Origin of the sequence: Bradyrhizobium sp. USDA 223 (genome assembly GCF_044909005.1) — a bacterium.
Classification (GTDB): domain Bacteria; phylum Pseudomonadota; class Alphaproteobacteria; order Rhizobiales; family Xanthobacteraceae; genus Bradyrhizobium; species Bradyrhizobium yuanmingense.
Genome location: NZ_JBIYDR010000001.1, coordinates 2,907,562 through 2,923,623, shown reverse-complemented (window position 1 = coordinate 2,923,623; position 16,062 = coordinate 2,907,562). Strand labels below are relative to the sequence as shown.

Below are 16,062 nucleotides of genomic sequence, written 5' to 3'. Positions count from 1 at the left end.
CAAGCCAAGGCAAACAGTATGACGTAGCTGGCATCCATCTGCTATGGGTCATAAGCGGTCCTTAGCGGGCGACGCCCGAGAGGTCGGCTACCCTAGATCCCGAACTGCTCAGTTCTTGATGATCCTGGCTTTCCTACCAAACGCCTCGGATGCCTCAACGCGTGTTTGTATTCCGATCTGGAAATGAACGGCCAAGCATTGTAATCCCCAGCTGCGAGAAATTCGGTGGCACTTTCGTAGGAAATCGCGTTAGGTCCGCTCAGCCACCTCGTCACAACCGGGCGAGCACGTTGCATAGGCGGGAGGCCAGGCAGGGAAATCTCCGGCCAGCGATATTCAAAATCGCCGTCGAGAAACAAAACCCAGCGCAGTACTTCCTTTTTCCAGATTGGCGCGAGGCTGTGACGTCCGACCAATCGATGCTCCTTCATATCGCTGTAGAGGAGCCACGACATGTCTGTGATCGCCAATATTGAGGCGTCCCCGACATTTGCCGGCGTACTGCGTTCAAACTGGTCGTTGGTGATCCCACCGGCGACTAATCGTCTAAGGCCCCTCGAAAGCTGGTCGCGGGCTGCGCGATCTATCATCCTGCTACTCCGATCCGACCGGCGCATCATCCACTTGGCTATCCTTCGGTCAAGTTAGCGGCTTTGCTTGCAGTTGAAAGAAATCTAGTGAAGTCCGCAATGGGTCACGAGCGGTCCTCAGCGGGTCGAGATCGAATGTCTGCAATGGGGCAAAATGCGAAGAACTCAGATCGAGTAAATCTGGTCCGCTCTGGCTCAACAAGCGGACTTGCGACCGCCGAGGCGCAACTTCGTCGATGGGCCACAAGCTGAAATCTCCACTACGCCTTATCGTCCTGGGTAGCTGCCTTGATTGCCTCAATAGCTGCCTTAGCCATGGCACGATAACGGCTCGCCAAGTGAGGCACCTTCAGGCATCCCTCCCAATTTGGGTCGCCATTACTTTCCGCAATTGCTGCCGCGACGCGATCGATCATATCGTTCATGTGGTCGGATTTCATAACTCTGCTCCGAAGGGGCAAGACGATCTAAGCCTAAGCTCGATAGCGCGAAATGTCTCTTATGGGTCACAAGCGGCGGTCGAAAAGTTGGCGATGCGAAGCCGCACTGCCCCCAATAACAGACTAGCCCACGCGACGAAGTCGGTCAGCTTGGGGCCAGAAACGGGAGAGGGCGGCGACTGTAAATGACAGGTGGCAGACTCCAGGATCAGCGTTCTTTACGTCGCGCGCGGTCAATCAAGGCTTCCACTTCCGGCAATATGCCAGTGACGATTGCTTTGACTCCAGCTGCATTTGGGTGCAGGCCGTCTAACAGCTTAAGTTGAGCATCGTCCACAAACGCTTCGTCGAAAGCTGGGTAGAACAGCACATTGTATTCACTGGCAAGGCCAGAAAACATCGCGGCAAAAGCGCTCTTGTATTCGTCTCCAAAGGTGGTGCGGGTCCGCACCCCGCAAAGAAGCACTACAATTCGCCGGGCTTCGAGGTTACGTAGAATCTCCGAGAGCGCGGTGCGAGTGACACTTGGATCGATACCCCTGATCATGTCATTCGCACCGAGTTCCAAAATCACCGCATCGGTGTCATCGGGGACTGATCGGCTCAATCGAGCAAGCCCCCTTGCAGCCGTGTCGCCACCCACTCCAGCATTGATAACAGCGGCCGATTGACCTTTGGCTCTCAATGCAATTTCAAGCTGGTCCGTGAAACGATAGCCAGCGGAGATGCCGCTTCCGGCAGTGAAAGAATCTCCGAGGACGACGATTTTGATTACCCTATCCTCGGCATGCACGCTTAGAAGTGGCAACCACGAGGACGCAGCTCCCACAGCCAACGTGATGAACTCGCGTCTTCTCATCGCCAGCGTCTCCGTCCAGGCCACAAGCTCAGCGACAAATTTTATCACACAGCTGGTGTGCCGAAAGGAGAAGGACGTCGCATTCGGGTCAAAGGCTGCCCTCTGTACCCCGCAGGGTCTTGGTCGGGTCAGCTGCGTGCAGCGGACATCCTTGCGCTTTGGGCTGAGGTCGGCCACGGGCCAGAAGCAGAAGTTTGCACGCGCTCGCTACGCTTGGTGCGCGTCTTGTCAGGTCTCAGATGAGGCCGAAAGTGATCGCGATCAAGAAGAACACGACCAGCCCGATGGCGACCATCTTGAAGATGTAAGCGGCCTCAACGTCGTGCCCAATCCATTCGAAGTCCGGCCCCCATAGGACGGTCGCGACGAACCCCAGAACGAGGGTCGTGATCAGCAGGATCACGTAGAGGGTGTCCATATGGATCGACCTTTATCGTCACTGCCACGACCACTCACCCATGACGCCGATAAACCAGCCGGCATTGAAGGCGACAACCAGCATGAGGAGGCAGGTCAATAAAGAGGGCTCGACGTCCTGAACACCTTGAGAACGCCAAACTGCGAGTAGTACCAGCGCACAAATTCCCGAGCAAAGAGCAGGCCAGATCCCTGCGAACCGTCCTTGACGGGTCCGTGGCAGACGCCTGGCCCGGCGAGACGCCACCAAGGCAGTCAAGGCCAACACTATCAGACAGTAGGTGAGCAAATACATTCGACAAGTTTCCTGGCGCAATCGCCGCCACCTCTAAGGTTGCCGCGATCACTAGTGTCAAATGATTTCCTCAACCTTAAAGCGATATAAGGAACTGTCGTTCGTCCGCAAACGTCGTTTACACAATTTGTAATCACTTATTCTCACGGCGCTACGAGGCGCTGTCAGCTGAGATGGCGCAATGACAGGTCAGAAAGTCAGAATCTCTCGCAGACCTAATGCAATGATGCGAAAGGCCAAATCGGTTGCGGCGTGGGGTCTGCTTGCTGCGTTGTGGCTGCTTGTTCTTGCTGAGGTCTTGTCCGCCGTCTTTACGAGTAGAGTGTTTTACGGAGATAAGTTCACCCCACTACATTGGGTGAGTTATCAGGCCGAACCAGGGGTGTTCGGCTTCGTGCTAATCGGCTCACTTGCGGGAACTTGCTTCATTGGCTCGGTCCTTTTGAGGCTCATTCCCAAACGCTGATGGCGCATTGTCGAAGTCAGCTTTGGGTCAGGAGCGTCGGTTTGGCCGCGAGCGCGCGATGTCCGATCTGGCCCCGACTGCGGTCGTGCTGAACGTCGCCTCCATCTTCGCCTAAGGGCCAGAAGCCGACTCGTCCGCGAAGGGCCCAGCCCCGGTGCTGTCACGCTTAGCGAGCGGGTTTGGACGCGAGGAAAATGTAACGATTGCTGCTGAAAAAATACCGACCGGTTTCATTCAGCCGGGCCAACTCGTCGTACCATTGGCTCAGCTCTTCGGCCGGAAGTTCGTTCTTGCGCCCCACGAAATCCCGGATGAAACCCGCTAGGCCGGTGCTGTAGGCGGTATCGACCCATTGGAGATTGAGAATTGGGAATACGACCGCTTCGTCGACTCGAAAACCTGCACTGACCAAACGAGCGCCTAGTGACCTAGGCAGACGCGGGTGGGCACAATGCGTTTCCCAAGACTTCAAGACCAGAGCCATGCGATCTGGCAAATCCGAAAACCATATAACACTATCCCAATCCGTCGCGACAAACACCGCTCGGCCACCTTCCGTTAGCACTCGGAACGCCTCGGTAAGCGCGCGGCTGACGTCCTGGATGTACTCCACGACTTGCGTGCAAACGACAGCATCAAAGGAAGTGGCGGGTTGAGCGAGTTGAGTGGCGTCTCCTACGGCATACGACAGCCATCTCGGCGGACTTCGCCGCCTGCATAATTCGATCAAATCACCCGAAATATCAATTCCGACAACTGCACCATCGCTGCCAACCAAACTAGAAATGCTTTCGCACAAAAAGCCAGGACCACAACCTACATCCAGCACGTGCTCACCTGACAAGGGAGCGAGAAGCCGAACAGTCTCTGCCCGTTGTTCGACCACATCCTTTGTCAGGTACAGGTGTTCCAGCCGTCGTGCGGCGTCTTCAGTGAATTCGAGCCCACTCATGGTAGCCTCAAGAATTCAATTTGCCTGGCGAAGTATAGCGTGAAATGAGGCTCCCGGTCGATGGCCGCGAGGTCGGCTTTGGGTCATTCGCGACGTTCTGGCCCAGCCCCGGTTAGGTCCGATCTACCTCTAACTCCGGACGTGTTTGCGGTTGCGAAGGGCCAGGAGCCGACCTCCGACTTGAGAGTGATCGACGGATTTCGCTCGAATTTCTAATCGGATGGACGAAGATTTGTGCACCAATCTTCTCTATCATTGAAAGCCGATTGGAGGATGTTGTCTCTCTATGCTTTCACTTGGCATCCTATGGGCGGTCCTCGCCTCCACGGCCGCGTGGGGATCATTTCACTTCGCCCGGCGTGATGCACGCTCGACATCTTGGATGAAAATCGCCGTTGCCGGGTCTTTGTTGCTCGTGACCGCAGCGGCACCTCTTTGGCTACGAGGTGACGTCATAGGAGAAGGCTTGACAGCTCACCTCCTGCTACTCGCATTCTGGGCAATGATCGGTGTTGGTGCGCCTCTGTGCCTTGGGTCCGTAGCGGGTACACTAGGTGCAATGTACAGGAACCGGCGACAATAATCGTTGAGTGCGGTCCTCCGCACCCCGGCGGCGCCGCTATGGTCCGCTTCGGGTCAAAATCCGCGGTCCGACCGTTCTGCTCGTCCGGTCCGGTTTCTCTGCGAGAGCAGGCTTCGCGGCGGTTCATGGGCCGTTCGGCTGAGGGCCAATGAGCTGACATTCGACGCAAACGCGCGCCATTTCGCTCACGGCGGCTGAAGTGCTCTTGCTATTGCTCCGACGACGTCGCGGTTAGCCGCCGGTCGATGGGATCGAACGAAAATGAAACGGGAGGCCACGGATATATCCGTTTCGGAGCGACCATCCTGGCCGATGAGTATCAATCCGGCGCCGCCATTTGCCACATTCAGAATGATCGGCTCGCCGCTCCATGTCTTGATCGGGTCCATTCCGATGATGAGAAATTCGCCGATAGGCTGGTCGAAATATTGAAGACGCAATTGTGGGCCGACTTCGGCCGCAGCGAGTTCGAGGCCGAACTGCTGGGCGCGTGCGTAAACGTTAGCCAAAGTCACGGTATCGGACGTGAATCCAAGCTGCGCAGGCGATAGATCGAGAAGCTCCACATATGTCTTCCGAGAGCTAACGGTGAACGTCGGCCTAGCAAGGATTTCAGCGGCCTGACCGCCGACATTGCAGCCCTTGCTATCGAGTTCGTTGCGCAAGGCAAGAGAGTCGGCGAAGGTCCCTATTGCGATCGTCTTCCATGTCGCAACGTCGCGCGCGGACTTAATAGGCTGTTGCGACGCCGGGGCCGAGCGCGTCTTGAGCTTCAGCTTGTTTTGCAACACGTCGCGCGCCGCGCATTGAGCGGACGCGGCGCTCGCAAAGGAAATGACGCAGGCGGCCGAGAGTATGGAAGCCAAAACGTAGAGGAAAGGTCGGCTTGCTTGGTTATGACCTGCCGCGCACCGGGCTCGGCTTGAAAAAATACACATGGCAAATGACTTTTCAAAAACCTTTGGACTGGAAAATCCCGTTTCCGAGTCAGCGGAAGAACGGAGGGAAATGAGGTCCAATAAACATTTCACTGCCCGCTTTTTGAATGCGTCCGGAGGCGGGGCTCATGGCCAAGTATTGCAATTTCCAAAATGGCAGGCAGCCGGACGCTGCGCCACCGTTTCGAGGCGGTGCCTTCTAATCGGGCTTCTTCCGACCGTACTCCGTTTAACCAAGGCAGCATGTGAACCAGCTCACAGCCTCCTTAGACGCGTGCAGTCGCCTGATTGCACCGTTTCGAACAAAGGCGACAACTATGTGTCAAGAACACGAATGGCACCGAACGCGTGAGCTGCGGGAATCCTGCTCAACCAAGCGATCAGCAGACATGCTCGTTTCAAGAAAGCGCAACACCGGGGGACGCCTGGATGTCGCCCTGCAGGAACTCTCGCAGACGCGTGAAGTACAGACAGAGCTTGCCCCTTGCGCGGCGTCGCAAGGGGCGGGCGGGACAGAGTCAATTCCCCTCGGCGTGCAACAAGTCACTCTGTTGAAACGCCTTCATTCAGCCGTTTTAATTTCCGCCTCGAGGCAAAGGCAGCCCTCGCAACCCGGAATGACCTGGATCAGGCGACCCTTGATCCTTACTTCGCGCGGAGCCTCTGCAGCCGCTTCACGGCTAATTCGTCGCCTGGATGTAGTCTTAAGACGGTCTCATAGTCGCGATACGCACGATCAAGCTCACTCGCCAGTTCATAGGCCAGGCCTCGGTATCTGAGGGCTGTAGTCGAATTGGGGTCGAGTTCGACAGCCTTATCCAAGCTTTCGATCGCGGCCTTCTCATTCTTCAGTTTGAGATGAGCGGCTCCGACACCCACGCGAAGTCGATAGGTATCGCTTAGCGTGAGATGTCCGAGCGCCAACGCCTTGTCGTAATCCTCCAGCGCGGTTTGCGGTCGGTCGGAACGATTGTAGGCCTCGGCCCTTCCGAGCATGAATAGACCTGATGTCGGCGCAAGCTTTATCGCTTCGTCAAACCGTTTGATCGCTTCGTCGAATTTGCCCTGCTCCATGAGCGCCAGCCCCTGACCGTTGGGGAAAGCCCCGTTATCCGGGAACAGCCTCCCCGCGGCGGTGTAGTCGGCTAGCGCAAGTTCGAAGTGACCTCGGTGGTGATAAAAAACGCCGCGGTCCAGATAAGCGCGCGGGTCGGTAGAGCCGACCATTTCGACGGCCGCGGTAAGGTCGGCTTCGGCTTGATCCCATCTTTTTGCAAGCTGAGCGGTTACACCCCTCATCCGCAGCAGCTCCGCCCGGTCCTTGAGGCTGATTTGCCGTTCGAGTCCTTTGGAGTAGATTTGAATGGCTCGGTCATAGTCCAGTTTGCTTACGGCAACGGCAGCCGCCGTCTGGTAAGTCTCGGCATCGGACGCAATTGCCGCAGAACAGAAGGGCCAGAGCACGGACAGGAAGGCAATCCCGCGCAGGACCCGCCGCAGCTCCAAGCCCACTTTCATTTGCTTCTCCGGCCTGAAAAAACGTTCTTGCCGATGGTAACTCAATCGGCAGCAAGGCCCATGGAACGCTGCAACGTTAACGCGGATTGCGGTTAAACAATCGTCAAGCGAGTAGAGGCCATTCGCCGTTGCCGTTCTCATCCGGAGGAGGCCGCCTCAAGCGGGCGTCTCGAAGGATGGCCGCAGCGAAAAGCTCTCAAATGCCAGTCCTCCGTTGGATCCAACCAGTTGCAATCGCATCCGCCCAAGTGCGCATTCCTTTGCTGAGGGCGAGTTCAGCCATAGGCGCGTTATCGTAAGGCACGTACCGGATGGTCGAGAGCCACCCTTTTCCGAGGTACTCCAAAATTGCGTAGCAAGCATGCGGCGTGCCGACTTCAACCACGTAAGGAACGGGCGTCCTTCCGTCGTAACCGGGCAATCCAACGCTGCCGGGATTCACGACAAGTCGTCCATCTCTCAAAGGAACGATTCTAGGAATGTGAGTGTGTCAGCACAGGATAACCTGGGCGTCGATCCCGTCGGCTTCTGGCTCGATGGCCTCGATTGGACTGGGGCGCATATCACCTTCGCGACTTACGTAGTCCAACCAAAAGGCAGCATCGTTTCGTGGCGACGCATGGCACAAGAACACATGTTCTCTGTACGTCAGCGTCGGCGGCATGCTGGCCAACCAATCGAAATGCCGACGTTCGAGCTGTCGGAAAATCGCTGCGAGCCGATGTGCCAGTCTGCCAGAGCTCGACGAGGATTCGATCCTGATCGCCCCGCACGGACGGAAAGCCTCGCTCAATCAGGAGGTCCGCAGTTCCGGCCGCCTCCAATGGGCCGCTGACGTGATCACCGAGATTAACGACCTCCGTGCATTCAGCTCGTTGGTAGAGCGCCAGCGTCCCATCGCTGCCTCCAGATACGGGCGAAGCAGGATGGGTTTCGCAAGGGCTTCAACCCATCCTACGTGCTTGCCGATGTCAGCAGGTAATTCTCGTCGCCGATGCTGAGCAGCCGCAGGTCACAATGGAAGAGGGCCTGGCCGCGATGCGGCAGAACGAGGTTGAACTCGCCAGTCTATCTGCCCACCTGGGCGAGCATCGTCTCCTGATGACGAATGTCCGGCCAACCCAGCATTCGCTCTCTATCACGACAGGCCGGGGGTTACCCCAAGCCGACCGAGACCGGGGAGCTTGAGCGCCGGGCGTCGGATGTCGATGCCGAGCACGGCGCCGAACAAATTGATCTCCAGACCTTCGACCCAGCCGAGCGAGAAGCCGATGTATCCGGCAAGCGAGGCGTAGATGCCTGTGCCGGACGCCGTTACGCCGAACCATTTGCCGGTGTACGGGAAGTCCTTGCCGATCGCGGTCGGCGGCAGCACGGCGCGGAGTTCGGGGACGGAGTCGAGTGCGGCCTGCACGAAGGTGTTCGAATTGGGCCCAGGCCAGACGCTGTAATCTCCATAGGATCGAAACCTGTAGTTTTCGACCACATGCCTGATCTTCGGGATCAGCGCCTCCGCACGCTCGCCATCGACGGCCACGACGATTTCAGGCACAGCGCCGAACCATCGCCCGTCCGGAGCGAAGCCGTTGGTGCGGATCGGCTCGCCCCAGGCCGTGTAGTCGTACCTTGTGTACGTCGGCGCATCTTTCTCTTTGACGACGATCCAGGTGTGAATCGCGAAGATGCCGCGCCATCTCACCGTTCTTGCTCCGAACACCCGTATGACGGCCTCACGGTGATCGGCCGCGGCGGTCAATAGACCCGCGCTGGAGCGGTCGGCCGTTTGCCAGTTCTGGCCATCGCCCAGCCAAAAATATCTCGCCGCCGATGCGGCAAGCGGTGCGAAGACGAGGAACAGAAAGATGAGCAACGGCTTTTTCAAGGGAGCGGTGACGGCGGGGATCTTCGACAAGCATATAGTTCGCATCGATGTCGACGCCATAGCCGCCGCCCCGGTCGTCGGACGGGCCTGTCACCTCGGTCGGACGGGCACGAGATCGATCGAGTTGTTCCGCAACCGTCATCGGATGGAGCTTGCGCATGGACATGAAGGAAGCCGCGGCAATGACCGAAGCCTCCGGGCTGACGGACGATCAGGGCGGCATAGAGCGGACTTCAGGCCCGCGGCCGGGTTCCGGAGAGCAAGGAGGAGCTTTTGCTCCGCAGGCCCGCACGCCGTCGCCAGAGCCGGCGAAGCGATGGGCTGATCAGTTGCGCGAGGTGACGGTGAGGGCGCCGTTACGGTCCTTGCTCGTCGCTTTCCTGGCCGGAGCATGGATCGCTCGCCGCCGCTAGGAACTGTGACAAGGAAGCAAGCGGCTTCAGGCGCTGGCATAGGAAAGGGTGGAAGATGAGGGTTCTGGTTTTGACGGCGACTGTCCTTCTGGGCACCATCTCGTTTTCCATGGCGCAAAGCTCAGGAGGCGGTTCAGGCGGTGCTTCATCCGCTGGAGGGGGGGGCGCAACCGGGTCGGGCGGCACGGCTGGCTCGACGCTCTCGAACGGAACGACGCTGAGCGGAACCGGCGGTTCGCCGGGGCCCAACACGCTTAATGCAAAGGGCCAGGGAACGACGGGCCAGAGACTCGGCGTGACCCCGCCCGGTCAGGAGGGCGGCGGATCTCGACCGACTTACAACACGCCAGCCGCCGACGCCGCCATCCAGCAGCTTGGAAACACCAACACGGGTATCCTTAAGAAGTAGCGGTGATCAAGGCGGTCCGGAATCCCCCGCACAAAGGCGGTTGGTATTCATCGTTCAGCGACGCCAATGAGTGCGGTCGAGCTTATCGGCAGCACCGGACGACCATCGGCTCTGGCCCGCACCTCGGCAATCACCGCCGCCTTTTCGATGTCGTCCAGGCTGGTCCAGTCGGGCGACATGCCGAAGAGCGTGTCAGGCGCATCGAGCGCCGCGACGTCGAGCAGAAAATCGTGGGTCACCACGTCGATCCGGGGATTGCGATAGCCGCCAGTGACGAGCGCCTGGGCGAAATCGTCCGGATCGCTCAGGGCCTGAACGGCTTCAGGCGTTGCCATGCCCGGCCGATCAGGGAACAGCTTTTGCCGCACTTCGCCCAACAGGAGGAAGGTCGCCGCGCCCCGTTTCCGCCAGGTCGCGACCACGCCATGCCCCCCGGGTCGTGTCACCCGTCGCATCTCGGCCAAACCCTTGCGCCAATCGGGGAACATGATGACACCGAAGATCGAAAAGACGGCATCGAAATGCGCGTCGGGCAGATCGAGTGCCTGTCCGTCCATGACCCGCGCCTCCACATTGGGTAGACCAGCGGCGGCGATGCATTTGACCATGCCGGGCGAGAAGTCGGTCGCCAGGACTCGTGCGCCGGTGCGAGCGGCTGCGAGGGCGAGCGCGCCGGTGCCGGCTGCCACGTCGAGAACATGACTCTGAGGGGGCAGGGTTACGCGCGCCAACGCCGCCTCCGCAAACAGGGCGGTGAAAGGGTGCGCGGTCTCTCGATAATGCCTGGCTGCGCTGTCCCAGTGGTCTGGATGCTCAAACTGTCGCACGTCCGATACCTCACGAGTCATGTAACTTTATATGTATCATGACTGCGTGCCCTTGCCAATGATGGGATGCATGCGAAAGATCAGCCGATGCGAAACGACAGCCGCCTTTCCCGAATGCTGCATGTGCTGCTCCACATGGCGCGACATGACGGCCCCATGACGTCGGAGGCGATCGGCACGATGCTGGGGACCAATCCGGTCGTCGTTCGCCGCACATTGGCGGGGCTGCGCGATGCGGGCTATGTCCGGTCGGACAAAGGGCATGGCGGCGGCTGGGTCATCGCGTGCGACCTCGAGCGCGTGTCACTTCTCGATGTCTATCGTGCGGTCGGTGGTCCCCGGCTATTTGCGATCGGGAACGAGCATTCCAACCCGGACTGCGCAGTCGAGCAACTCGTCAACGCAGCGGTGGACGATGTCCTTCGCGATGCCGAAGCATTGCTGGTCGAGAGGCTGGGCGCGGTGAGCCTCGCAGACCTGAGCAAAGGTCTCGACGCGCGCTGCGCAGGCGATCCCAAGTGGCAGCTCGAACGGGTTGGCCGCTAAAGCTCTCTTCTTGTCGCAATTCCGGCTGCTCCGGCCAATGCCGAGAAGTGAAGCATCTTCTTGCCATGGGGCATTCAACGAGGCGCGCCGTTCGTCCGCAGGGATCGAACGAAATCGATCACTGCCAGCACCACGACGCAGACAACGATGACGATGAGCGGAATGGCCTTGATCCAGACCAGCAGGATTCCAAGAAATGCGATCATGAGCGCGAGGCCGATGAGTCCGGTGATCAGATTGGTCATCGCACTTTCCTTTTCTCGGCGCCGGGAGCGGAGTTCGATCCGGCGCTCGGGGCGTTGCGCCGACCGCTACCACGCGTGCGCCCGATGGTCTTGATCAGCCAGTGCGCCGTGCGCAAGAGGCGGGCGTCGTTGCCGCGGCGGCCGACGAGCTGGACGCCCAGCGGAAGGCCCGTTTCCGAGCGCATCAATGGCAGGCTGATGGCGGGTACGCCGAGATAGGTCCAGAGCGAGCAGAAAGCCGGGTTGCCGGTCGTTTCGATTCCGGGTGCCGCGCCCGGCGCTGCGGGCGTCAGGATGGCGTCGTATTCATCGAAAAGGTGGTCCAGGGCCTGGTTGAGCGGCGCAATTCCGGCCAGAGCGTTGCAATAATCCATCGCAAGATGCGCGCGGCCGCGCGCGATCGCCTCACGCAGGCGCGTGCTCAGCCTGTCGCCGCCGCGCTGGTCATCGCGCCGCAGATTGTGGGCCATATCAACTTCCATGATGATGCGGTGCATGTCGACGGCCCCGTCGAAGCTCGGCCCAAGCTCGACCTCGCTGCACGCTTCGCCCAAAGCGTCGACGAGCTCGGCAAAGGCTTCACGCATCTCCGGCTCGGCCTGATCCCAGACCGGAGAGCGCACGAAGGCAAATCGCGGCGGCAACGGCGGCTCGCTCGCCGCGATCACAGAGAATGGCGGGCGCGCAACTGGCCGGGTGTCCGGATCCTCCGGGTCGAAGTCGACCATGACCTCCGCCAGCAGGGCCGCGTCCTCGACGCTGCGCCCGAACACGCCGACATGGTCGAGCGTGCGCGACAGCTGGAGCGCGCCGCTGCGTGGAATGAGGCCATGCGTGGGCTTGAAGCCGACCACGCCGCAGAAGGCGGCAGGACGGATCACCGAACCGTTGGTCTGCGAGCCGATGGCACCCGGCACCATCAGCGCCGCGACGGCCGCGGCGGAGCCCGAGGACGATCCGCCGGGGGTGTGATTTGGGTTGTGCGGATTTCGGGTCTTGCCTGGATTGTAGTACGCGTACTCGGTGGTCACCGTCTTGCCGAGGATCACCGCGCCTGCGGCCCGCAGACGCGCCACGGCCGCCGCATCGCGCCGCGGCGTGCGTCCGGCCCACAGCTCCGATCCGAATTCCGTCGGCATGTCGCCGGTGTCGAAGATATCCTTGATGCCCACGGGCACGCCATGCAGCGGGCCTGTGGCCTTGCCGTGCTTGCGATGATCGTCGGCCGCCTCGGCCTGCCGCATCGCGTGGTCGCGATCGAGAAACGCCCACGCCTGGATATCGCGATCGACCTCATCGATGCGCCTGAGGCAGTCGCCGACGAGCTCCACCGAGCTGAGCCGGCCGTCGCGGATGCCGGCCGCAGCCTCCGCGAGACCGAGCGCGTTGAGACTCATGCGCAGCCTCTCGTCGGTTTGCCGGGTCCGCTCATCGCGCCCCATAGAGATAGCTCGGCAGCCACAATGCGATCCCCGGGAAGATGTAGACCAGTGCCATGGTGAGGAAGACCAGGCCGACGAACGGAAGCGCGCCGGAGAAGATGTCGGTCAGCTTCACCTCAGGCGGCGCCACGCCCTTCAGATAGAAGGCCGCCATCGCGACCGGCGGCGTGTTGAAGGCCGTCTGCGTGTTCAGTGCCACCAGAATGCCGAAGAAGATCGGATCGATGCCGTACTGGGGAAGCAGCGGCAGGAAGATCGGCACGAAGATGATGATGATCTCGGTCCATTCCAGCGGCCAGCCGAGCAGAAAGATGATGAGCTGGGTCAGCAGCAGGAACTGGATCGGCGAAAGGTTCATCGACGTGAAGAACTGCTCCACCACCGATTGTCCGCCAAGTACGGCAAATACCGCCGAAAACGTCCAGGAGCCGATGAACAGGTAGCAGACCATCGCCGTGGCGCGCACGGTCAGATACACGGATTCGCGTATCATCTCGTAATTCAGCGAACGATAGGCGGCCGCCAGCACGATGCTCATGAGGGCTCCAATCGCGGCCGCCTCGGATGGCGTCGCCAGGCCGAACAGGATCGCGCCGAGCACCGAAACGATCAGCAACGCAAGCGGCAGGAACGACGTGGCGAGCGCCCAGATGACCTTCGAGGTCGGCACGTCGGTCTGCTCGCGCGGCAGCTTCGGCGCGAGCGCGGGATTGATGATCGCGCGCGTCATGGCATAGAGGACATACAAGCCGGCCAGCATGAACCCGGGAAAGAACGCGGCCGCGTAAAGCTTGACCGCCGAGACGCCGGCGGTCGCGGCATAGACGATCAGGAGAATGCTCGGCGGAATCAGGATGCCGAGGCAGCCACCGGCGCAGACGACGCCCGCCGACAGCTTGGCGTCATAGCCGGCTCGCAGCATCGCCGGCAATGCCAGCAGCCCCATCAGCGTGACGACGGCGCCGACGATGCCGGTGGCGGTGGCGAACATCGCGCATGTGATGAGGGTGGCCACGGCAAGCGCGCCCGGCACGTTCTTCATCGACAGCTGCAGCGAGTAGAACAGGCGGTCGAGGATGTTTGCGCGCTCGATCAAATAACCCATGAACAGGAATAGCGGAACCGCCACCAGCACGTCGCTGGATGTGACCTCGAACGTCTTCTGCACCAGAAGCGTGAAGATGCGGTTCTGGAAGAAGTCCTGACCGGGGGTGTAGTAGGCATAGTAGCCGAAGGAGACGCCCATCGCCATCAGCGTGAAGGCGATCGGGAAGCCGAGCATGATGATGAAGATGAAGAGGCCCAGCATCAGCATGCCGAGTTGAGGATCGGTCATGCGCCTGGTCCCTTTTCGCTCTGCGGCTCAGCCGCGTGCTGCTGATGTTCGCGGATGACGAGGCTCTCGGTCTCCTCCACGTCGTGCAGGCGTTGCGGCCATCGGCCGGTGCGGATGCACAGCACGCAGCGGATGATTTCGGCGACCCCTTGCAGGAACAGAAGGAAACCGGTGAGCGGGATCAGCGCCTTCAGTGGAAACACCGGCACGCCGGCCGGACTGAAGATGCTGACTTCGCGGAAGCGCACCGACATCTGGGCGTAGTTCCAGCCCGAATACATCAAGGCCGCGATCGCCGGCAGGAAGAACAGGATATAGAGGACGAGGTCCATCGTCGCCTGGGTGCGCGGCGACCAGAGGCGGTAGACCACGTCGGCGCGAACATGGCCGTTTCGCGAGAGCGTGTACGCGCCGGCCATCAGGAACATCGCCCCATAGGTGATGTAGCTGATGTCGAAAGCCCAGGTGGTCGGCGCACGCAGCACGTAGCGCACGAATACCTCGTAGCTGACACCCAGGGTGAGGACGAGGATCAGCCAGGCGAACGCCTTGCCCACCCACGTGCTGAGCTCGTCGATGAAGAACAGGAATTTCGTCATGCGAGCTGAACTCGCTGCGAGCAGTCCATCCGGATGTCCCCCTCCAAATCGTGGGCGGCGCTTCAATTGCGCCGCCCCTCACGATACCGCCCATGCGGTGCGCTGCGACAGCCGTCAGACCTTGAGCACGCCCGGGAAGTGATGCTCGAAGGCACCGCGGTAGTCCGTCGCGTTGTTCATGTTGTAGTAAACCACGCGGCGCACCCATTCCTTCTGCGAATCCATCACCTTCTTCATGAACGGGTCCGAGCCGAGCTGGGCGATCAGACCGTCCCAGGCCTTGATCTGCGCGTCGAACACCGACTTCGGTGTCCGCTGGACGTTGACCTTGTCCTTGTTGATCAGCTCCTGGAGGTCCTTCGAATAATAATCCATGGCCTTCCATTCGTTGGCGGAGGACACGGCTTCGGCGGCGTATTGCAGGATCGCCTGCTGTTCCTTCGGCAGCGCGTTGAATTTCGTCCGGTTGAACATGATCTCGAAATATTCCGTCGCCTGATGATGGCTGCCCATCATGTAGTTCTTGGCGACGTCCTGCGCGCCGAAGCGGCGGTCCGAGGTCGGATTGTTGAACTCGAACCCGTCGATCACGCCGCGCTCCATCGCGGGCACGATCTCGCCGCCGGGCAGCTGCGCGACGGATGCACCCATCGCCTGGAAGAGATCGGCGGCCAGACCCACCGTGCGATATTTCAAGCCCTTGAGATCGGCGTCGCTAGTGATCGGCTTCTTGAACCAGCCGAGCGGCTGGGTCGGCATCGGCATCGCGAAGAAGCTCTTGATGTTGACGTTCATGATCTTGGTCTGGAGCTCCTCGAATAGCTCCTTGCCGCCGCCGTTGTGGATCCAGCCGAGGCCTTCGTTGGCGTTGAAGCCGAACACCGGGCCGGTGCCGAACAGCGAGGCGGCCTTGTGCTTGCCGTACCAGTAGACCGTCACCGTGTGTGCCGCGTCGATCTGGCCGCCATGAACGCCGTCGAAGACCTGGAACGGATGCACGACCGAGCCGCCGACCAGATAGTCGATGCGCAGCCGGCCTCCCGCCATCTCGTTGACGCGCTTCACATAATCTTCGGCCATCTCGTTGAAGACGTCGGCCTTGCCCCACGAGCCCTGCATCTTCAGGGTCGCTGTCTGCGCCCGGCTGATTTGCGGCATGGCGATGGTGGCAGCGCCGGCCGCGCCGGCGGTCAGCAGGAATTTGCGACGAGTTGTTCTGGTCTTTTCAGACTTTGCAGTCATTGACGTCCTCCCTGGCGGCCTGGTTATTCGAACGCGCTTCAGTGCGCTTGCCGTTGTTAACCG

Annotated in this window: 16 protein-coding genes; 2 read left to right on the top strand and 14 right to left on the bottom strand. The window is 60.3% G+C overall.

What is annotated here, in order from left to right; translation table 11 throughout:
* Window positions 1–92 precede the first annotated feature (92 nt).
* The 8 genes from ABIA40_RS13490 to ABIA40_RS13455 all read right to left on the bottom strand — a co-directional run bounded on the left by ABIA40_RS13490 (window position 93) and on the right by ABIA40_RS13455 (window position 8,928).
* A complete protein-coding gene (locus ABIA40_RS13490; protein WP_404541480.1) occupies window positions 93–590 on the bottom strand; it encodes a hypothetical protein in 498 nt (165 codons plus the stop codon).
* 260 nt (window positions 591–850) lie between these two features.
* A complete protein-coding gene (locus tag ABIA40_RS13485; RefSeq protein ID WP_404541478.1) occupies window positions 851–1,030 on the bottom strand; it encodes a hypothetical protein in 180 nt (59 codons plus the stop codon).
* Window positions 1,031–1,238: 208 nt separating this feature from the next.
* A complete protein-coding gene (locus ABIA40_RS13480) occupies window positions 1,239–1,889 on the bottom strand; it encodes an arylesterase (RefSeq protein ID WP_404541476.1) in 651 nt (216 codons plus the stop codon).
* A gap of 235 nt (window positions 1,890–2,124) precedes the next feature.
* Entirely contained in the window at window positions 2,125–2,307 is a 183-nt protein-coding gene (locus ABIA40_RS13475) for a hypothetical protein (RefSeq protein ID WP_404541474.1), read from the bottom strand.
* A gap of 926 nt (window positions 2,308–3,233) precedes the next feature.
* The gene (locus ABIA40_RS13470) at window positions 3,234–4,019 is read right to left on the bottom strand and encodes a methyltransferase domain-containing protein (protein ID WP_404541472.1); all 786 of its coding nucleotides are present in this window, start codon (window positions 4,017–4,019) and stop codon (window positions 3,234–3,236) included.
* Window positions 4,020–4,787: 768 nt separating this feature from the next.
* Window positions 4,788–5,621 (bottom strand): hypothetical protein, encoded by an 834-nt coding sequence (locus ABIA40_RS13465; protein WP_404541470.1) that lies wholly within the window; start codon window positions 5,619–5,621, stop codon window positions 4,788–4,790.
* 564 nt (window positions 5,622–6,185) lie between these two features.
* On the bottom strand, window positions 6,186–7,058 hold the full coding sequence (locus ABIA40_RS13460; protein WP_404541468.1) for a tetratricopeptide repeat protein: 873 nt from the start codon (window positions 7,056–7,058) through the stop codon (window positions 6,186–6,188).
* Window positions 7,059–8,196: 1,138 nt separating this feature from the next.
* Window positions 8,197–8,928 carry a DUF3750 domain-containing protein gene (locus ABIA40_RS13455; protein ID WP_404546230.1) on the bottom strand — a complete coding sequence of 244 codons (732 nt, stop codon included), beginning with the start codon at window positions 8,926–8,928 and terminating at the stop codon, window positions 8,197–8,199.
* 170 nt (window positions 8,929–9,098) lie between these two features.
* On the opposite strand from ABIA40_RS13455, the gene ABIA40_RS13450 reads away from it, so the two are divergent.
* The gene (locus ABIA40_RS13450) at window positions 9,099–9,353 is read left to right on the top strand and encodes a hypothetical protein (RefSeq protein ID WP_157284648.1); all 255 of its coding nucleotides are present in this window, start codon (window positions 9,099–9,101) and stop codon (window positions 9,351–9,353) included.
* A gap of 456 nt (window positions 9,354–9,809) precedes the next feature.
* Here the strand turns inward: ABIA40_RS13450 and ABIA40_RS13445 are convergent, their stop codons facing one another.
* Window positions 9,810–10,493, bottom strand: coding sequence for a class I SAM-dependent methyltransferase (locus ABIA40_RS13445; RefSeq protein ID WP_404541466.1), 684 nt, complete (start codon window positions 10,491–10,493; stop codon window positions 9,810–9,812).
* Between the two features lie 183 nt (window positions 10,494–10,676).
* Here ABIA40_RS13445 and ABIA40_RS13440 point away from each other — a divergent pair, with 183 nt between their 5' ends.
* Window positions 10,677–11,135 carry an Rrf2 family transcriptional regulator gene (locus tag ABIA40_RS13440; RefSeq protein ID WP_157284650.1) on the top strand — a complete coding sequence of 153 codons (459 nt, stop codon included), beginning with the start codon at window positions 10,677–10,679 and terminating at the stop codon, window positions 11,133–11,135.
* A gap of 74 nt (window positions 11,136–11,209) precedes the next feature.
* On the opposite strand, the gene ABIA40_RS13435 is transcribed toward ABIA40_RS13440, so the two are convergent.
* The 5 genes from ABIA40_RS13435 to ABIA40_RS13415 form a co-directional block, all read right to left on the bottom strand.
* Window positions 11,210–11,380 (bottom strand): hypothetical protein, encoded by a 171-nt coding sequence (locus tag ABIA40_RS13435; protein WP_271546878.1) that lies wholly within the window; start codon window positions 11,378–11,380, stop codon window positions 11,210–11,212.
* Entirely contained in the window at window positions 11,377–12,777 is a 1,401-nt protein-coding gene (locus tag ABIA40_RS13430) for an amidase (RefSeq protein WP_271546876.1), read from the bottom strand. The genes ABIA40_RS13435 and ABIA40_RS13430 overlap by 4 nt, the downstream gene beginning before the upstream one ends.
* 31 nt (window positions 12,778–12,808) lie before the next feature.
* Window positions 12,809–14,158 (bottom strand): TRAP transporter large permease subunit, encoded by a 1,350-nt coding sequence (locus ABIA40_RS13425; protein ID WP_271546874.1) that lies wholly within the window; start codon window positions 14,156–14,158, stop codon window positions 12,809–12,811.
* Window positions 14,155–14,757, bottom strand: a complete 603-nt coding sequence (locus ABIA40_RS13420) for a TRAP transporter small permease subunit (protein WP_025035930.1) — start codon at window positions 14,755–14,757, stop codon at window positions 14,155–14,157. Before ABIA40_RS13420 ends, ABIA40_RS13425 begins: the two co-directional genes overlap by 4 nt.
* Window positions 14,758–14,871: 114 nt before the next feature.
* The gene (locus tag ABIA40_RS13415) at window positions 14,872–15,999 is read right to left on the bottom strand and encodes a TRAP transporter substrate-binding protein (protein WP_157284654.1); all 1,128 of its coding nucleotides are present in this window, start codon (window positions 15,997–15,999) and stop codon (window positions 14,872–14,874) included.
* Between the last annotated feature and the right edge of the window lie 63 nt (window positions 16,000–16,062).